The 17,393-nt window shown below is 56.5% G+C and carries 14 protein-coding genes; 12 read left to right on the plus strand and 2 right to left on the minus strand.

Annotated elements, in window-relative coordinates; all coding sequences use genetic code 11:
• Nucleotides 1-61: 61 nt before the first annotated feature.
• Genes GFR01_RS00515 through GFR01_RS00530 form a run of 4 tightly spaced genes read left to right on the plus strand, consistent with a single transcriptional unit; the run spans nucleotide 62 to nucleotide 3,726 of the window.
• Nucleotides 62-2,044, plus strand: a complete 1,983-nt coding sequence (locus GFR01_RS00515; protein WP_099180874.1) for a DNA polymerase III subunit gamma/tau — start codon at nucleotides 62-64, stop codon at nucleotides 2,042-2,044.
• The gene (locus GFR01_RS00520) at nucleotides 2,041-2,364 is read left to right on the plus strand and encodes a YbaB/EbfC family nucleoid-associated protein (RefSeq protein WP_099180875.1); all 324 of its coding nucleotides are present in this window, start codon (nucleotides 2,041-2,043) and stop codon (nucleotides 2,362-2,364) included. The genes GFR01_RS00515 and GFR01_RS00520 overlap by 4 nt, the downstream gene beginning before the upstream one ends.
• Before the next feature lie 28 nt (nucleotides 2,365-2,392).
• Complete coding sequence (gene recR, locus GFR01_RS00525; protein WP_167384207.1) at nucleotides 2,393-2,986, plus strand: recombination mediator RecR; 594 nt, start codon at nucleotides 2,393-2,395, stop codon at nucleotides 2,984-2,986.
• Nucleotides 2,983-3,726 carry an SDR family oxidoreductase gene (locus GFR01_RS00530; protein WP_099180876.1) on the plus strand — a complete coding sequence of 248 codons (744 nt, stop codon included), beginning with the start codon at nucleotides 2,983-2,985 and terminating at the stop codon, nucleotides 3,724-3,726. Before recR ends, GFR01_RS00530 begins: the two co-directional genes overlap by 4 nt.
• 1 nt (nucleotide 3,727) lies before the next feature.
• Here the strand turns inward: GFR01_RS00530 and GFR01_RS00535 are convergent, their stop codons facing one another.
• Complete coding sequence (locus GFR01_RS00535; protein ID WP_244902089.1) at nucleotides 3,728-4,177, minus strand: chorismate--pyruvate lyase family protein; 450 nt, start codon at nucleotides 4,175-4,177, stop codon at nucleotides 3,728-3,730.
• Nucleotides 4,178-4,268: 91 nt separating this feature from the next.
• Nucleotides 4,269-4,601, minus strand: coding sequence for a TIGR02300 family protein (locus GFR01_RS00540; RefSeq protein WP_063904485.1), 333 nt, complete (start codon nucleotides 4,599-4,601; stop codon nucleotides 4,269-4,271).
• Nucleotides 4,602-4,751: 150 nt separating this feature from the next.
• Between GFR01_RS00540 and aroA the strand changes: the two genes are divergently transcribed.
• The 8 genes from aroA to GFR01_RS00580 all read left to right on the plus strand — a co-directional run bounded on the left by aroA (nucleotide 4,752) and on the right by GFR01_RS00580 (nucleotide 17,362).
• Nucleotides 4,752-6,077: a 3-phosphoshikimate 1-carboxyvinyltransferase gene (gene aroA, locus GFR01_RS00545; protein ID WP_099181567.1), complete on the plus strand. Its 1,326-nt coding sequence runs from the start codon at nucleotides 4,752-4,754 to the stop codon at nucleotides 6,075-6,077.
• Nucleotides 6,074-6,712 carry a (d)CMP kinase gene (cmk, locus tag GFR01_RS00550; protein ID WP_099180877.1) on the plus strand — a complete coding sequence of 213 codons (639 nt, stop codon included), beginning with the start codon at nucleotides 6,074-6,076 and terminating at the stop codon, nucleotides 6,710-6,712. The genes aroA and cmk overlap by 4 nt, the downstream gene beginning before the upstream one ends.
• Before the next feature lie 252 nt (nucleotides 6,713-6,964).
• On the plus strand, nucleotides 6,965-8,674 hold the full coding sequence (rpsA, locus tag GFR01_RS00555) for a 30S ribosomal protein S1 (protein WP_063904482.1): 1,710 nt from the start codon (nucleotides 6,965-6,967) through the stop codon (nucleotides 8,672-8,674).
• Between the two features lie 235 nt (nucleotides 8,675-8,909).
• Nucleotides 8,910-12,260 (plus strand): glycosyltransferase family protein, encoded by a 3,351-nt coding sequence (locus GFR01_RS00560; RefSeq protein WP_099180878.1) that lies wholly within the window; start codon nucleotides 8,910-8,912, stop codon nucleotides 12,258-12,260.
• A 19-nt stretch (nucleotides 12,261-12,279) separates the two neighbouring features.
• Nucleotides 12,280-15,261, plus strand: a complete 2,982-nt coding sequence (locus tag GFR01_RS00565) for a glycosyltransferase (RefSeq protein ID WP_099180879.1) — start codon at nucleotides 12,280-12,282, stop codon at nucleotides 15,259-15,261.
• Between the two features lie 49 nt (nucleotides 15,262-15,310).
• The gene (locus GFR01_RS00570) at nucleotides 15,311-16,333 is read left to right on the plus strand and encodes a CgeB family protein (protein ID WP_063904479.1); all 1,023 of its coding nucleotides are present in this window, start codon (nucleotides 15,311-15,313) and stop codon (nucleotides 16,331-16,333) included.
• Nucleotides 16,334-16,406: 73 nt separating this feature from the next.
• Complete coding sequence (locus tag GFR01_RS00575) at nucleotides 16,407-16,736, plus strand: hypothetical protein (protein WP_099180880.1); 330 nt, start codon at nucleotides 16,407-16,409, stop codon at nucleotides 16,734-16,736.
• Between the two features lie 146 nt (nucleotides 16,737-16,882).
• On the plus strand, nucleotides 16,883-17,362 hold the full coding sequence (locus GFR01_RS00580) for a hypothetical protein (RefSeq protein ID WP_099180881.1): 480 nt from the start codon (nucleotides 16,883-16,885) through the stop codon (nucleotides 17,360-17,362).
• The last annotated feature ends 31 nt before the right edge of the window (nucleotides 17,363-17,393 follow it).

The raw sequence follows: 17,393 nt of genomic DNA on the forward strand, positions 1-17,393 counted from the left end.
GCCTCGGCACAAGGTCGACAGAGAGCGGTCTTCACATCCCGCTCTGACGGTTTCCAGTTTCATGACTGACGATAACGACGATCTTCCCCTGCCGCCTGAAAGCGGTGGTGGCTTTTTCGGTGATGCGCCTGCGGAACCTGTTCCGGTTCCTGCGCTCCCGGAAAACAACACGCCCTATCGCGTTCTTGCCCGCAAATATCGGCCTCAGACTTTTGAAGATCTGATTGGTCAGGACTCACTGGTCCGTATCCTGCGTCGTGCGTTTGAACTTAAGCGTGTGGCCCATGCCTTCATGCTGACGGGCGTGCGCGGTGTGGGTAAGACCACAACAGCCCGTATCATTGCACGTGCTCTGAACTGTGTTGGCCCGGACGGGAAGGGCGGTCCGACCGCTGAACCCTGTGGTGTCTGCGCGAACTGCACTGCCATTCTTGCAGATCGTCATCCCGACGTTCTGGAAATGGACGCGGCCTCCCGCACCGGCGTCGATGACGTGCGCGAAATCATTGAGGCTACGCGTTTCCGCCCGATGCAGGCGCGCATGAAAGTCTTCATCATTGATGAAGTCCATATGCTGTCCCGCAATGCATTCAATGCGCTTCTGAAAACGCTTGAAGAACCACCGCCGCAGGTCACATTCATTTTCGCGACGACAGAACTGCGGAAGGTGCCGGTCACGGTCCTGTCCCGCTGTCAGCGCTTTGATCTGCGTCGTGTACCGCAATCTCTGCTGATCGAACATTTTGGCCGCATTGCGCAGAAGGAAGGTGCAAGCCTGTCCGACGATGCGCTGGCCCTGATTGCCCGTGCGGCCGATGGCTCAGTACGTGACGGTCTCTCCCTTCTGGATCAAGCGATTGCCCAAGGCGCCAGCGATGCGGATGCCGTGTCAGACATGCTGGGTCTGGCGGATCGGGGACTGGTCTTTGATCTGCTTGAAGCTCTTATGGCCGGAAAAGCGGCAGAAGCGCTGGACCTGACGGATCAGGCTTATGCAAGAGGCGCTGATCTCGGCGTCCTTCTGGCCGATCTGCTGGATCTTCTGCACCTCGTGTCCCGCCTCAAGGCCATGCCGTCCCTGCGGGAAGGTCGTGACCTGCCGGAAGCAGAGCGAACGCGTGGTGGCATGCTCGCCGATCGCTTGTCCACCAGTGTTCTGGGACGTGCCTGGCAGATTCTGCTCAAAGGCGTTGGTGAAGTCGAGGCTGCTCCGGACCGCCGGCAGGCGGCGGAAATGGTGCTGATCCGTCTGTGTCACGCCAGCTTGCTTCCGACGCCGGACCGTCTGATCCGCCAGTTGACGGAAGGCGGTGTCGATCTCTCGCTTCCGTCTGGTCCATCTGGTCCGTCTGGCACTTCTGCGAACGTCGGATCTCCAGCCAGCAGCACAAATGTTCAGGCTCAGGCCGCTCAGCAGGTTTCCGCATCTACGGACCAGGGCGGTCCGAGAGCGCATGTTCGTCTTGTTGCCAATGGCGGTGAGATTATTGAAACCGGCTATGCTGAAGCCGAGCCGGAGCAGCTCCCAGAGCAACTTACGGAACCTGAACCACTCGTTTCGCCTCGCACATGGCGCGAAATGGTGGCCCTGACATGGGATAAGGTTCCCCAGCTTCACGGAACACTTCGCAATGCGGTGCACCTCGTGCGGTTTTCCCCGCCAGATGTGCAGATCCGCCTCGAAGATGCCCAGACCAAAGCCGACAGGCTTCTCCAGAGCTTTCTGGAAGAGCATTTTCCGGGTCAGTGGCGTATCAGCCTTTCAACTGCCGAGGGCGAACCAACGCTTGACGAGCAGGGAGCCGAAGTCGTGCAGCTTAACCGGGCTGCGGTGGAAGCTCATCCACTGGTCAAAGCCATTCTCGAAACTTTTCCCGGTGCGAAAATCGGGGATGTGCAGGATCATTCCCTTGATGAATACGGTCTGCCACCCGAAATAACCGCACCATTGACGGAGGATTCTCCTCCCGATCTGGAATTCGCGCCTCTCGACGCCGATTTCCTTGATGAAGACGATCTACTGAAAGACCAGGAGCCGTTATGAAGAACCTCGCCGGACTGATGAAGCAGGCCAGCCAGATGCAGTCCAAGATGGAAGAAGCACAGAAAAATCTGGCTAATCTGACGGTGGACGGTACGGCCGGTGCAGGCCTCGTGACTCTCAAGCTGACAGGCAAGGGCGAAATGCGCAGCCTGAAGATCGACCCGAAGCTGGCTGATCCGAACGAGATGGAAATGCTTCAGGACCTGATCGTTGCAGCTTATACGGACGCGAAGAACAAGGCTGAAGCAGCCAGTTCCGAAGCCATGCGTGACGTGACGGGCGGTCTGGACCTGCCGCCGGGTCTGAAGCTGCCGTTCTGATCCTTTTTCCTGCGGACGTGACGCCATGATGATCAGCAATGACATCGAACAGCTGATTTCCATGCTGTCCCGTCTGCCGGGACTTGGTCCTCGGTCCGCCCGCCGAGCGGCTCTCAGTCTGCTGCGCCAGCCCGAAGCCCGGATGTTGCCTCTGGCGCATCTCATGGAGCGGGCTGCAACAAGTGTGCGGACGTGCTCGCTTTGTGGCAATCTGGATACGGTCGATCCCTGTCATATCTGCACGGATGCTCACCGGGATCGTGGTCTGGTCTGTGTTGTTGAGACTGTCGGTGATCTCTGGGCGCTTGAGAGAGCTGGCGTGCATCGGGGCGTCTATCAGGTTCTCGGGGGCACGCTTTCTGCACTTGCAGGACTTGGTCCGGATGATCTGAATATCGCATCTTTGCTGGATCGTATTGCAGAAGGTGGCGTCCGGGAGGTCATTCTGGCCCTTGGCGCAACTGTCGAAGGCGCAACGACCGCCCATTGGCTTCAGGAAAAGCTGGCTCCCACAGGTGTGACGGTCAGCCGTGTCGGACATGGTGTTCCGATGGGGGGCGCGCTGGATGTGCTGGATGATGGCACGCTCGCAGCGGCCCTGATTGCACGGCGGGCCTTATGATTTCTCCGCGTGTCCCTCGTACGGCCCTCGTAACGGGAGGAGCCCGACGCATTGGCCGTGCACTTGTCGAAATGCTGGTGCAGCAGGGCTTCAGGGTTGCCATCCATTACCGTGAGAGCGAGGCGGACGCTCAAGACCTTCTCCAGCAGATTGGCGGTTGCGGCTGTCTCCTGAAAGCGGATCTGGCCTGCGAAAAAGACGTTGAGACGCTGATTTCTGACGCCACGGAAAAGCTGGGGCCGGTCGGTGTTCTTATCAACAACGCTTCGGCCTTCACACGGGATGAAATCGAGACAGCGACCCGCGAAAGCTGGGACCAGCATATCGAACCGAACCTGAGGGCACCTTTCGTTTTGTCCCAGGCGATGGCGCAGGCTTTGCCTGAAGATGCGGAAGGGCTGATTCTGAACATGCTAGATCAGCGTGTCTGGAATCTCACACCACATTTTGTCAGCTATACCGTATCGAAAGCTGGTCTGTGGACCCTGACACAGACGCTCGCGCTCGCGCTGGCACCCCGGATTCGCGTCAATGCGATTGGTCCCGGACCTGTTCTGCCGGCTGTAGGGCAGTCACAGGAGCATTTTGATCGCATGTGTGCAGGAACGCCCCTGAAGCGTGGTGCCTCGCCTGAAGAGATCGCTCAGGCTGCTCTGGCCCTGTTCTCGCTGCCGTCTGTCACAGGCCAGATGTTAGCCATGGATGGCGGTCAGCACCTCAACTGGTCGCCAGGCCGATAAATCAGGGCTGGGGTCTGAGGGCCGCGGGCAGATAATCTTCCACTACAAGGGAAATCGGCGCGTTGTCAGACGCACGCCGAAGTATGGCGCGGTTTTTCAGAACGACCCCCGCGGATGCGTCCGGAAAATGCGATTCGAGTCGCTGTCTTTGGAAATGTGTCTCGGCGACGGCTTTGCCAAACGGCGTGTCTGTCGTCTCGAGAACGCGGTTCATCCCGGGGGTCAGGCGTTCTGGCACATACCAGTTCCAGGCGTCTGACAGGGCGATATCGCCACACAAAAGCTGGACATGTCGTGTGCGAACCTGATTTGCGTCCTGAACTTCCAGAAGCAGAAGGATGTCCGGGGAGGGGTGTTCATGGGCCGGAAGGCGCACCACCCGGATCGGGAGAGAGCAATGTTCCTGAAGGACCGCTGTTGCGCTTGGATTGTGATCCAGCCGGTCTTTCAATGCACGAACGGCTGCGCCATCCGGGGGCGAAGTGCCTCCCGGACCAGCGCAGCCGCTTAATACTGCTGTAAAAGAAAGAGCACGGAGGACCTTAGTGGTCGTCCCGGTCGTCCTTGTCAGTCGTGACTTCGATGTCGTTCGAAAGATCATCGTCATCGTCCAGATCATCATCAGGCGCCATGACATCGTCATCGGCATCATCATCCGTGTCCAGATCGACATCGACATCATCTTCGTTCTCTTCAGGCTTAGCCTTCAGATCTTTCTCTTCCGGCAGCGGGCCTTCGCTGCGCTTGAGACGGCCGATATCGTTCGGCTGGGTGGTGCCACACTTGGGGCACACTGTAGGGACGCGGTTCAGGTCATAGAAGCGGGCGCCGCACTCAACGCACGTCCGTTTTAGACCGAGTTCGGGTTTTGCCATGTTATGCAAGCCTGCCAATGCCTCGGATAAGGAACGCGGCCATGCCAGCTTGTTTCCATCATGTCAAACCCGAAGTGTCCCGAAAACTGCATGAGCGGACCGTTTTGTGGGTGATTGACAGGCAGGAATGACCCTCGCATGAACAGGGGCATGCAAGCGCGACCTTTGACAGTTTCCGCGTCCCCGAAGGGACTTTCCGGCCGCACCCGTGTTCCGGGTGACAAATCCATCAGCCACCGTTCGCTGATGCTGGCCTCTCTCGCACATGGCCGTACGCATGTTTACGGCCTCCTGGAAGGCGAGGACGTTCTGCGGACTGCAGACGCCATGCGTGCCCTCGGTGCGACCATTACCCGCGACGGTGCTATCTGGACGATTGACGGCCGAGGCGTAGGTGAACTGACCGAGCCGGCCGATGTGCTGGATATGGGGAATTCCGGAACGGCTGCGCGTCTCCTGTCCGGCATTCTGTCCTCCCATAAGATGAACAGTGTCATGACCGGGGATGCCTCCCTGCGTTCCCGTCCGATGCGTCGTGTCATGGACCCCCTGTCCAAGAACGGCTCCGAATTTCTGGCTCGAGAGGGTGGACGTCTTCCGATGGCTGTCCGCGGTGATGGCAAGGCCAGGCCGCTGGAATATCGCCTGCCGGTTGCTTCGGCACAGGTAAAGTCCGCTGTTCTGCTGGCTGGTCTGAATGCCGTCGGCAAGACAGTGGTGGAAGAGCCAGTCGCAACCCGTGACCACACCGAAAACATGCTGCGTCACTTTGGTGTTGAGGTTGATGTTTCCGTTCTCGATGCGGGTGGACGTCGAATCGAACTGACAGGTCCGGTGAAGTTGACGGCGCGTGACGTGACGGTGCCGGGCGATCCGTCCTCTTCTGCTTTTCCGCTCGTGGCGGCGCTGCTGGTTCCTGGTTCCGATCTGCTGATCGAGAATGTGGGTCTTAATCCCCTGCGGACAGGTCTGTTCACGACGCTGCTCGAAATGGGTGCTGACCTGACGATTGAGAACGAGCGTGTCGAGGGTGGTGAGCCTGTCGGTGACCTTCGCGTGCGTCACAGCAAGCTTAAGGGCGTGGACGTCCCACCCGAGCGTGCCCCGTCGATGATTGATGAGTATCCGGTTCTGGCTGTGGCCTGTGCCTTCGCGGAAGGTTCCTCCCGCCTGCGGGGTCTGGAAGAACTGCGGGTGAAGGAAAGCGACCGTCTGGCCGCCACGGTTTCACTGCTGAACGTCAATGGCGCAGAAACCGAAGTCGTAGGCGATGATCTGATCGTTCAGGGCTTCAAGGGCCCTCTGGGTGGCGGCACTGTGACGACTCACATGGATCATCGTCTGGCGATGAGTGGCATTGTGTTCGGTCTTGCCGCGCAGAAGCCGGTTCATATCGACGATACGGCTTTCATAGAGACCAGCTTTCCCGGTTTTGTGGACCTGATGAACGCATTGGGTGCGGATATCCGGGCATGAGCCGTCCGCTTGTCATCGCCGTGGATGGGCCAGCCGCAGCCGGGAAGGGGACGCTGGCCAAGGCACTCGCGGCCCGGCTTGGTCTGCCGTATCTGGATACAGGGTTATTGTACCGTGCTGTTGCGCGGCGGATGGTGAATGCGGGTCTGGACCCGGCGGGAGATGCGTCTGCCCAGGCGCAGGCACTCCAGCCGGAAGATCTTGCCCGAACGGATCTCCGTGTTCCGGAAATCGACCGGGGGGCCTCTCTTGTGGCGGCCCAGCCCGCGGTTCGTGCGGCTCTTCTGGACCGGCAACGTGTGTTTGCCACGCAGACTGGCGCTGTTGTGGACGGCCGGGACATCGGAACGGTCGTTTTTCCGGACGCGGACGTGAAGTTCTTCATCACGGCCTCTCCCAGAACACGTGCCCTGCGTCGCCATCGCCAGGTTCATGGTGAGGCTCTTCTGGCCGAGGCTGAGCTTGAAGCGGCTGTTGCCGAGATTGTCGTGCGGGACTCGCGGGATTCTTCGCGGGATACGGCACCACTTGTGCAGGCTGTGGATGCTGTTCTGATTGAGACGGACGGCCTCTCTGCAGAACAAGTGCTTGAAAAAGCCTGCGAAGAAGTCGCACGCCGAAAGGTCTGCTCCTGATTGCCCGAAGAGAGCGGTCAAACACCCGTTTTTTTATTGACAGAGCGCCCACTGAGGGTGTTTTTGCGGGCTAGCGCTGTGTCCGTAATGGGCATGGTGTCGTCTATCGCGCGTATTTGCGCGCAGGCTTAACCTAACGGACCCGTTCTGACCTCTGATGGCAGCGGGGAGTCGTCACGACAGATCCTGATCAGCGTGGCGCAGACGTGGATGATCGGTTTTAAGCCGAAAATCCGGGAATATTGTATTTACATGGCTTCAGCCAATCAGACCCCTGCCGATCACGGCATGGAAGATTTTGCAGCCCTTCTCGAAGAGACCCTGGGCCGCGACACCGGTTTTGACGGTTCCGTCGTCACCGGTCGCGTGATCCGTCTGACCGACGAATTCGCTATCGTTGATGTTGGTCTCAAGAGCGAAGGCCGCGTTTCCCTTAAGGAATTCGGCCCGCCGGGTGTTGCTCCGGACGTAAAGCCGGGCGACGTTGTCGAGCTGTATGTCGAGCGTTACGAAGACCGTGACGGTTCCATCGTTCTTTCCCGCGAGAAGGCTCGCCGCGAAGAAGCATGGACCGCTCTGGAGCGTGCATTCGGCAACAACCAGCGCGTTAACGGCACGATCTATGGTCGCGTCAAGGGTGGCTTCACGGTTGATCTGGGCGGCGCAATGGCGTTCCTTCCGGGCAGCCAGGTTGACATCCGTCCGGTTCGTGACGTCGGCCCGCTGATGGGTCAGCCGCAGCCGTTCCAGATCCTGAAGATGGATCGCGCACGTGGCAACATCGTCGTGTCCCGTCGTGCCGTTCTTGAAGAGACCCGTGCAGAACAGCGTTCCGAGCTGATCCAGGGCCTGAAGGAAGGCATGATCCTTGACGGCGTCGTCAAGAACATCACCGACTACGGTGCGTTCGTTGACCTCGGCGGCGTTGATGGCCTCCTGCATGTCACGGACATCGCATGGAAGCGCATTAACCACCCGTCCGAAGCTCTGCAGATCGGTCAGCCGGTTCGCGTGCAGGTCATCCGCTTCAACCCGGACACGCAGCGTATCTCCCTCGGCATGAAGCAGCTTGAAGCTGATCCGTGGGAAAACGTCGCCATCAAGTATCCGGCTGGCGCCCGCTTCACGGGTCGCGTCACGAACATCACCGACTACGGTGCATTCGTCGAGCTGGAGCCGGGCGTCGAAGGTCTGGTGCACGTTTCCGAAATGTCCTGGACGAAGAAGAACGTCCATCCGGGCAAGATCGTCGCTACTTCCCAGGAAGTCGACGTCATGGTTCTGGACGTGGACAGCTCCAAGCGTCGCATTTCGCTTGGTCTCAAGCAGGTTCAGCGCAACCCTTGGGAGCAGTTCGAAGAAGAGCACAAGGTTGGCTCTGTCATCGAAGGCGAAATCCGCAACATCACCGAGTTCGGTCTGTTCATCGGTCTCTCCGCAGACATCGACGGCATGGTCCACATGTCCGACCTGTCCTGGGACGAAGCTGGCGAAGCAGCCATGGCGAACTACGAGAAGGGTCAGGTCGTCAAGGCCAAGGTCCTCGACGTGGATCCTGAGAAGGAGCGCATCTCCCTGGGCATCAAGCAGCTTCAGGAAGATCCGGCAGCCGACACGCTGGCTCGCGTTCAGAAGGGTGCAATTGTCACCTGCGTTGTGACGGCAGTTCAGACAAACGGCATTGAAGTGAAGGTCGACGATCTGCTGACCGGCTTCATCCGCCGTGCAGAGCTGGCTCGTGACAAGGCTGAGCAACGTCCAGAGCGTTTCGCAGTTGGCGAAAAGGTCGATGCAAAGATCGTTTCCGTTGACCGTGCAGCTCGCAAGCTGGCCCTGACGATCCGCGGCCGTGAGGTCGAGGAAGACAAGGCAGCCATCAACGAGTACGGTTCTTCTGACTCGGGCGCTTCCCTGGGTGACATCCTTGGTGCGGCAATTCGTCGTCGCACCACGGACGTCTGAGACTGAAAAATTTTCTCAGCCTAATACTGTGAAGATTTTGGAAAAGAGCCGCGCAAGCGGCTCTTTTTTTTGTCTGCATTGAAGAAAGCTTCTTTTTTTAAAGGGGTTTTGTTGGCGTAAACCTTCGGGTAAGAATTAGGGCACCGTGATAGCGGCAGTCTTTTGCGGCCTATTGCCTGAATGACTGATGGTTTCGGTTCAAGATGGGAGTGGGTGCCATGCACCCAGGAGATTGATGGCGGTTATTTACAACACGAACTACACCCACAATCCCAATTCCTATCTGACGCTGGCGGTCGAACGGGCCGCCAAATCTTTATTTGGAAAAGACCAGGTCGTTGTCGCAGACAACATGTCTCTTGGCGGTATCGCTGCTTCCGGAGAACATGATGTGCTGATCTGCCTGGATGCACAGCGTATCAATCTGGCGCTGATTCGTCGGGTTCGACCGGCTTTTAAAACACTTATTCTCTGGACGTTTGAAGATCCGTTCATGCGCGACTTCAATGTCGAGAATGCGGGCCTTTTTGATTACGTCTTCACGAATGATCCGTCCTGTGCTGAATACTATCATGGTAAAGGACATTACCTGCCACTGGCAGCTAGTACATCCATTCATGAGCGAAAGGTTCTTCCGGCCAGCGAGTTGGAGTACGATATCTTCTTCGCGGGTACGATGTGGCCGAATCGAGTGCAGACGCTGCGGCGTGTTATTGCGGCCTTCCCCGATGCGCGCCTCAAGCTGGTTTGCCCGGGCAACGAGTATCTTCCTCCGTTACCTGCTGATCTTGCCGCGCTCGCCATTCAGCGCCCCATCAGCCACGAAGCCTTCATTGACTTTGCCAATGTCAGCGCCGTTACTCTGACGATGTTTCGTGACTACGCCAGCCATGGTGATGTCAGTCAGGCTACTGCTCCGGGTCCGCGCTTTTTTGAGCTTGGTCTGGCTGGTACCGCACAGGTGGTCGAAGCTCCTGAGAGCATGGCGAGCGAATATTTTGATACTGTCGAAGGCATCAGCCTCGCCCGTGATCCGGATGGGGTGGTAGACGCAATTGCCCGTATTCTTGGTAACAAGAGTACGCGCCGCAAGGCGGCTCAGGCTGCACAGAAGTCTGTCCTGGCTCACCATCTTTATGAGCATCGCCTGGAGCAGATGCGTGAAATCACCGGAGCAGATTTCGGACGACGTAAGTCATCGGATGTTTTGCCGGTAGAACGCCGCCGCCGTCTGCGTATTCTCATGTGCACGCATTCCACCATCCATGAACAGGCCTGGGGTGGTGTTGAAGTTTACCAGCAGGCTCTCTGCTCGTTGCTGGGACGCGAAATTGAATTCTTTTACTGGCTGCGTCGTGGAACATTCTGCCGCCTGACAACTGCAAGTGGTCAGGAACTGGAGCGTTTTGATGTTCCGGAAGTGGGCTGGCAGGACGCGATGTGTGATGCGCCAGAAGAGATGGCGTTCTCCAGCGTTATCAGCCAGTACAACATGGACATCGTGCATTTCCAGCATCTGGGTCACCATGCGCTGTCTCTCCCCATTATTGCGAAGGCCAATGGTGCGGGCGTTGTTTTCTCGGCGCATGACTTCTGGCTGGTATCTGCCCGCTACAACCTGCTCAATCATGAGCTGCGTTATGTGGAAGACGAGGTTCGTTCGGTTCTTTCAGCTGACATCACGCTGAAGGCTTCTGAAAATGTTGAATATGGCGGTGAGCAGACGCGTCGTGCCTTCGTGGCCAAGATGCTTCGTTCTGTAGATGCGATCATGTTCGGGACGCAGCATTCCCGTGATCTGACCCACGAGATCTATCCGGTCCTAAACGAGAAGATCAGCCTGATCACAGGTATACCAAGCCCGGAAAATACGGTGCCTGTGAAGCCGAAGGGCTACGAGCCGCTAGGTGAAAAGCCGCTCAATATCGCGATTGTCGGAAATTTCCTGCGCACAAAGGGTGCGGACACAATCCTGAGCCTTATTGAGATCGCTCACCCGGATCACTTTGTTTTCCACATTTTTGGCTATGTACATCCCGAATACGAAGCGGTTCTGAACGCTGGACGACGGTCCAACGTGAAGCTTTATGGCCGTTACGACATGGGTGACATTGAAGCCCTTAAGAAGGCTGATGTTGCTCTGAACCTGTCGATCTGGCCTGAAACCTACTGCATCTCGCTTTCAGAGGCCTGGCAGAATGGTCTGATCCCGATCGTGACGGATGTTGGTGCGCTGGGCGATCGTGTTGAAGATGGCGTCAACGGCTTCAAGGTACCCATCAATCGCCCCAGCATGGTTCTTGAACGTCTTGAATTGCTGCGTTCTTCCGAGCCGCTGCGTAAGGCGATTATGGCCAATATCGGTCCCCATCTGTGGACCCATGCCCGTGAATACGCAGACGGTCTGCTTGCACTTTATCGGGATGTTGCACCGCGTCGTCCTATGGGTGTGTCCGATCTGCGTCTGGATGCAGGGCAGGTTCATCTGTTGCCGCATCCGTCATGGCGCCACCAGGCTCCGCCACGCCATATCTTCGATCCTCCGACGACGCGCGATCTGTCCGTTGAACTTCCCATTCCGGTGTCTGACTGGTTCTCCATCCAGGGCGCGGAGTGCTACATTGATGATGTCTGCCACCATATCTTCGCTACTAACGAAGATGAGGACTTCAAGGGAGCGAACGAATTCCACATCCGTGGCTGGTTCCTGATCCCGGGTGTCACGACGGCGGGGCGCATGCTGACGGTTCTGATCGGCGAAGATGCAGATAGCCCGCTGATTTTCCTCGAGTGCGAGCGTGAAATTCGCGGTGATATTGTTGAGATGTTCAACGACGCTCCGCGCCGTTCGGGCTTCTCCGGGAAGGCAGCTCTCCGTGGTAAATGGTGTGAAGGCAGGTTCCGGGTCGGACTGGTCAATGTCATCAACGGCCAGGCTGCCTTCCAGTTGACGTCGATCCAGATTGAGGTCGAGGGCGGCAAAATCGGGACAATCCAGCGTTCCGCTCCGTCCAATGATACCATTCTGGCTGACTTCAATCGGATTTCTCATAGCGATGGCCTTATTCGCGGCATCAAGCTCGCGGGGTTCCAGAAGGACAAGCTGCATCCCTATGGCAGCGGACTGCTAGAGCACTTTATTGACGAATTCACCGGCGTTATCGGTGAATCGGTCAGCGAGATCGATCCATCTGGAACCATCGTGATCCGGGGTTGGGCATTCCTGAAGAGCCTGTCGCGTGCCGGGCAGATGTATGTAGGAGTGGTTTCTCCCGAAAAGGATGAACTGACGCTGTTCGGAATGGAACGCGTCGCTCGCCAGGATGTAGCAACGGTGCATCGTGATGCGCCCCTATGTGCGGGCTTCTTCGGAATCCTGAACCCGCTCCACGGATATGCGCGCCCGCTGGATGGAGTTTACCGTGTGGCTCTGATCAATGTGGCAGGCGATGTGTTTGGAACACATCTGACGGACCTGATCGTGACTTTCGATGCGGGACGTGTCGTTTCCACGGGCCGGGAGAGTCTGACGCCCGAGCAATCCGAACGGATAGAGTTCCTGCTGAATGAGAAAGCCATAGCCTGAGGCGGGAGCATTACCATTCATGTCTGATCCAGTCTCGGACCAGCCTTCTGCTGGCCATCAGCCTCGCTGGCGCCAGTTTGATGAGCAGTGGTATCTTTTGCGATATCCGGAAGTCAGGGACTGGATGCATGAAGAAGGACATCAGGACCTTCATGCGTTTTATCTGGAGACTGGCCAGCGCTATGGTCATTCTCCCAATCGTTATTTTGATGAAATCTGGTATCGGGAAGCCTATCCCGAGGTGCGCCGTGACCTGATTCAGGAGAAGTGGCGATCAGGTTTCGAGCACTACTGCGCCGAGGGCTATCATCAGCATTCCCCGCACTGGCTGTTTGATGAGTCCAGTTATCTTCGGCGTTATCCTGAACTGACACGTCGTTTCCTGGACGAGCAGGGCTTCGTGAATGGCTATGATCATTATCTCGAAGTAGGTGAAGCGCGTTATTACAGGGGACATCAGTTCTTTGATGATGAATTGTGCCGCCGACTGGCACTGCGTTTTCCAGATTATTTCGACAGTGGCATCGGACTGTTCGCGTCCTGGCTGAGTCTTCCGTCCAGTATCGCGGACGCGGGGCGGGTCTCCTGGTATTTCGATCCCGTCTGGTATCTGGATCGGTACCCGGAAGTCCGCCGCGAGATTGCTGAAGGCCGTTACAGCAGTGCACTGCACCATTATCTGACGAATGACACGGCGCGTCGTTTTGATCCGCAGGAGATGTTCTCCGAAGAGTATTACGCGACGGCTCATCCAGACGTGGTGGCCTGTATTGATCTTGGGTCGTTCCGAAATGGATATGAGCATTTCCTGCGCTTTGGTGCGCATGAAGGCCGGGTTCCCAAGGAAGGCATAGACCTCCTTGCGCATATGAACCGTCCGCAGGTGCGTAATGACGTTCGGAACCATGTTTATGACAGCGCTTTTGCTCATCTTGTTGCGGCGAGAATAGGGGAAGTCCAACGGGCGGCGCTGGTTGAAACACCAGAGATAGACGAAAACCAGTCCCGGCAGTTGTTTGAACGTGAAGCCGAGGCATTGTTGCCAGCTTTTGCGCGGCATCCACTTGATTTCACGGTTTCTGGTGTGCCGGAAGTCAGTGTCATTGTGGTCGTTTATAATCGACTTGCCCTGACGATGCAGGCGTTGTCGTCCCTGCGAGCCAATTACGCGGGTGCAATACAGCTGATTGTGGTGGATTCAGGTTCGCATGACCAGACACAGCGCCTTGGCGAGTTGGTACATGGTGCCAGAATTCTGCGCTTCAGATACAATATCGGCTATCTGGAGGGATGTAATGCAGCATTGGCTGAGGTCCAGGCACCTTTTGTTCTTTACCTCAACAATGACCTGCGCCTGTATCCCTGCAGTATAGCGCACTCCTTGGAGCGTCTTCGGTTTGACGATGGAATTGCGGCGGTTGGTGCAAAACTGATCCGAACGAACATGCGGTTGCAGGAAGCGGGTTCCATTATCTGGCGTGATGGTTCCACTTACGGTTACCGGCGTGAAGATAGTCCAAATTTGCCGGAAGCCAATTTTGTCCGGGATGTGGATTATGTATCAGCCGCATTCCTGATGATCCGCTCTTCCGTTTTGAGGCGTCTGGGCGGATACGATCTGCGGTATCGTCCGGCCTATTATGAAGATACGGACCTTTGCGTCCGTATTCTCAAAATGGGTTTCCGGATTGTCTATGATCCAAATGTGGTCGTGGAACATTTGGAATATGGTAGTTCCGGCTCAACAGGTTCGCAGACCCTGATGCACGCCAATCTGCGCATTTTTGCTCGGGCGCATCAGGATTTTTTGCGCCATCAGCAACCCGCACATATCCGGAATGCGGTGCAGGCCCGTGAGCGCCGGTCTGACAGGAAGCACATCCTGTTCGTTGAAGACAGACTGCCGCTTCGTCGTCTGGGATCAGGATATGTTCGTTCGAACGACGTTGTTCGCGAAATGGCGTCGCTTGGATATCAGGTGACAGTTTTCCCGATGCTGCCGAGGGACCAGAGTGAACTCGAACTTTTTGGGGATTTCCCTGAGACGGTCGAACTAATTGCAGATCAGCACCTTTCCACGTTTCCGGATTTCATTCAGGCGCGTGCGGGGTACTATGATCTCGTCTGGGTTGGACGGACGCATAACATGGAGCGGCTGCTCCCGATCATGAATGAAGCCAGTCGCTATCTGCCGACCGGGGGGGCCGTCCTGGATACGGAGGTCATCTCCACGCCGCGCACGCTGGAGCGTATCAAGGTTCTGGACCTGCCGAAGCCAGCGCTGGACTTTGACGAGATGCTGCGGCGTGAACTGGAATGTGCTCATTACTGCCAGCAGATCGTGGCTGTTACCGAGCATGATGCCTCTCTTGTGCGCCGGGCGGGTTATGAGAATGTTTCTGTTCTGGGGCATGAAATGCGTATTCGCCCTACAGGGGCGTCTTTCCAGAGCCGGCGGGACATCCTGTTTCTGGGTGCCTTGCATGACGAAGGGGCACCCAATCATGACAGTTTGGAATGGTTTGTAGGGGAGGTTCTGCCTTTCCTTGACGAACTGCTTCCGGAAGATGTCCGTTTCACGATCGCAGGCTTTATTCATCCCTCGGTCGATGTAAGTGTATTCGCGAGGCATCCCCGTGTGGATATTGTGGGCGCCGTGCATGATCTGGCGCCTCTCTTCAATCGGCACCGTGTTTTCGTGGCGCCGACGCGCTTCGCAGGGGGACTGCCTTTCAAGGTGCAGGAGGCAGCGGCCTTTGGCGTGCCCATGGTTGTGACATCCCTGCTGTCCAGCCAGGTTGGCTGGCAGGATGAAGTAGAACTCCTTTCCGCATCTGCCGAGGATGCTGAAGGATTTGCGTCCAGCGTTGCCCGTCTTTATCAGGACAGTGCACTTTGGACGCGTTTGAGAGACGGGGCGCTGAAGGCAGTAGAACGGGATTGCGCGCCAGCGCGATTCCGGCAGGATCTGTCAGCGATCCTGCAAACCTGCATTGCGTAGAGCGGGCCAGCTGATCAGGCTATGAGAGTGTAAGGAAACAGGTGAGGCTATGACCACAGAAGTGAAAGAACATGCCGCTGAAGCAGAGCGGAACGTGTCTGGCCTGACCGGACGTGTGCTGGTGTGTAGCGGCGGCCGCTATGAGAGCCAGGCCAACGCGCAGATTCGTGAATCCATCATGGATGGCTGGGCGGAGTGCTTTGGCGAAGAGAACGTAACGGCCGTTCATATCTCTGCGGCTGCAGCGTCCGTCAAAGTTCTGAAGCCTACAATCGTTTTTGCCATTGGCTCTTACCTGCCGGAAAGCACGTATTTCGGTGAAGTCTGCCGGGAAGCCAAGAAGATTGGTGCCGTAACGGTCTTCTGGGCAACAGAAGATCCTTATGAGCAGGATGCGAACTACCGCATCGCTGATGACTTTGACGTTGTATTCTCATGCGATCGCTGGGGCCATAATTTCTACCAGCGTGACCGGGTGTTCCATCTGCCGCTCGCAGCCAGCCCCAAGCTGCACTACATGCCGATTGAAGAGAACGTCGAAAAGACCATCGACGTCCTGTTCTGTGGCGTGGCATTCACCAGCCGTAAAGACATCGTCCGCAATCTTCTGCCGGTCCTGCGCAATCTGAACATCAAGATTGTTGGTCCGGGCTGGGGGGAACTCGGGATCGGTTTCTCGGATGCTCGCATCGAGAAATCCCAGCTTGTGGAACTGTATCGTCGCTCGAAGTTGGTTCTGAACCTGGGGCGTTCGCTGCATTTCGAGAACAAGCGTTTCGTGATTGCTCCCTCTACTCCGGGTCCGCGGACGTTCGAGGCGGCTCTGGCTGGCGCGTTTCAGGTGTTCCATGAAGACACGCATGAAATCCGTCGGTACTATGAAGCTGACGAAATTCCTGTGTTCTCCAACCGGATCGACTTTGAAAATCTGGTCGAGAAATATCTTGGCGATGATGAAGCCCGTTTGGCCATGACCCGTAAGGCTCAGGCGCGGACGGAAGCGGAACATCTTTACAGCCATCGTATCAAGCAGGCGCTGGCTGTGCTGCAGTCAGAAGGGTTTCTCAAATAAGAGACTCCTGATCGACTGGTGAATACGGAAAGCCGGGCTCGTGCCCGGCTTTTTCTTTGAAGGAGTGTTTCTAATGCAGACTGTCTGGCTTGCGGTCCTTTTGACACTGGCGGCTTTTCTGGAAGTTGGGGGGGATGCGCTTGTACGGTCCGGTCTGCATTCGACCGGGCTGGGTAGGGCTGGCTTCATCGCAGCTGGGGGTGCCGTACTTCTGATCTATGGAATTACGGTCAATCTGCCTGACTGGGATTTCGGACGGCTGATGGGGGTGTATGTGGCTCTGTTTTTCGTCGCAGCACAGATTGTCGCTTATTTTGCTTTTGGCCAGACTTTAACGCTTCCGGTTTGTATTGGGGGAACGTTGATTGTTCTGGGTGGAGCAGTGATGACGGTTTGGCGTTAGGACGTTGGCTGCGTCTTAGGAAACCTAACCTTTAAGCATTGTCTTAGAAGAAGGACTGAAATGTATTGTCTCAAATTAGAAGCGTGAAGTAATATTTCATAAAGATCCTGACGGAATGGATCTTTCGTTGGGAGCTTTGCAGCAGCATGATGCGATATAAATTCAAGAAGGGCTTTTACAGCCTCACGTGCCTAGCCCTTGCAGGATGTGTGCAGACAACTGCCACTGTCATGAACACGCCCCAGAAGCAGGTCTCAAGACGGGTCGTGTCTGTTCCAGCGTCCAATTATTATCGTTTCGTCGACAAGATCATCAAAAAAGACAGCGATGTTATCATTTCGTCATGGCAGTCAGTAAATGTCGACTGTTCGACAAATATTTATCAGGTCTTGAAGATCAGGAAGGCCCCGGTCCATGGAACGGCGTATCTCGGGGACTATTCCACATTTCCGCAGTTTGTTGAGCTAAATCCACGTTTTCATTGTAATACGGTGAAACTTCCCGCAACAGCCCTGCATTATCGCCCAGCTGCTGGATATACAGGGTTTGACCTTGTTCTCGTGGATGTCGGGGATTCGACCGGCACTGTGAGCAATATCGCGTTTCGCATCAAAATCGTTGATTAGGGGCTCTCAATAAAAATGCCGGGGTTTTCCC

The organism is Gluconobacter frateurii, assembly GCF_002723955.1.
GTDB lineage: Bacteria > Pseudomonadota > Alphaproteobacteria > Acetobacterales > Acetobacteraceae > Gluconobacter > Gluconobacter frateurii.

What these genes read in the sequence shown, in the direction of transcription:
- GFR01_RS00560 (WP_099180878.1), top strand. Translation starts at nt 8,910, where the DNA reads ATGGCGGTTATTTACAACACGAACTACACCCACAATCCCAATTCCTAT.
- GFR01_RS00575 (WP_099180880.1), top strand. Translation starts at nt 16,407, where the DNA reads ATGCAGACTGTCTGGCTTGCGGTCCTTTTGACACTGGCGGCTTTTCTG.
- GFR01_RS00580 (WP_099180881.1), top strand. Translation starts at nt 16,883, where the DNA reads ATGATGCGATATAAATTCAAGAAGGGCTTTTACAGCCTCACGTGCCTA.
- GFR01_RS00540 (WP_063904485.1), bottom strand. Translation starts at nt 4,601, where the DNA reads ATGGCAAAACCCGAACTCGGTCTAAAACGGACGTGCGTTGAGTGCGGC.
- GFR01_RS00530 (WP_099180876.1), top strand. Translation starts at nt 2,983, where the DNA reads ATGATTTCTCCGCGTGTCCCTCGTACGGCCCTCGTAACGGGAGGAGCC.
- recR (WP_167384207.1), top strand. Translation starts at nt 2,393, where the DNA reads ATGATCAGCAATGACATCGAACAGCTGATTTCCATGCTGTCCCGTCTG.
- cmk (WP_099180877.1), top strand. Translation starts at nt 6,074, where the DNA reads ATGAGCCGTCCGCTTGTCATCGCCGTGGATGGGCCAGCCGCAGCCGGG.
- GFR01_RS00520 (WP_099180875.1), top strand. Translation starts at nt 2,041, where the DNA reads ATGAAGAACCTCGCCGGACTGATGAAGCAGGCCAGCCAGATGCAGTCC.
- GFR01_RS00565 (WP_099180879.1), top strand. Translation starts at nt 12,280, where the DNA reads ATGTCTGATCCAGTCTCGGACCAGCCTTCTGCTGGCCATCAGCCTCGC.
- GFR01_RS00570 (WP_063904479.1), top strand. Translation starts at nt 15,311, where the DNA reads ATGACCACAGAAGTGAAAGAACATGCCGCTGAAGCAGAGCGGAACGTG.
- GFR01_RS00515 (WP_099180874.1), top strand. Translation starts at nt 62, where the DNA reads ATGACTGACGATAACGACGATCTTCCCCTGCCGCCTGAAAGCGGTGGT.
- rpsA (WP_063904482.1), top strand. Translation starts at nt 6,965, where the DNA reads ATGGCTTCAGCCAATCAGACCCCTGCCGATCACGGCATGGAAGATTTT.
- aroA (WP_099181567.1), top strand. Translation starts at nt 4,752, where the DNA reads ATGCAAGCGCGACCTTTGACAGTTTCCGCGTCCCCGAAGGGACTTTCC.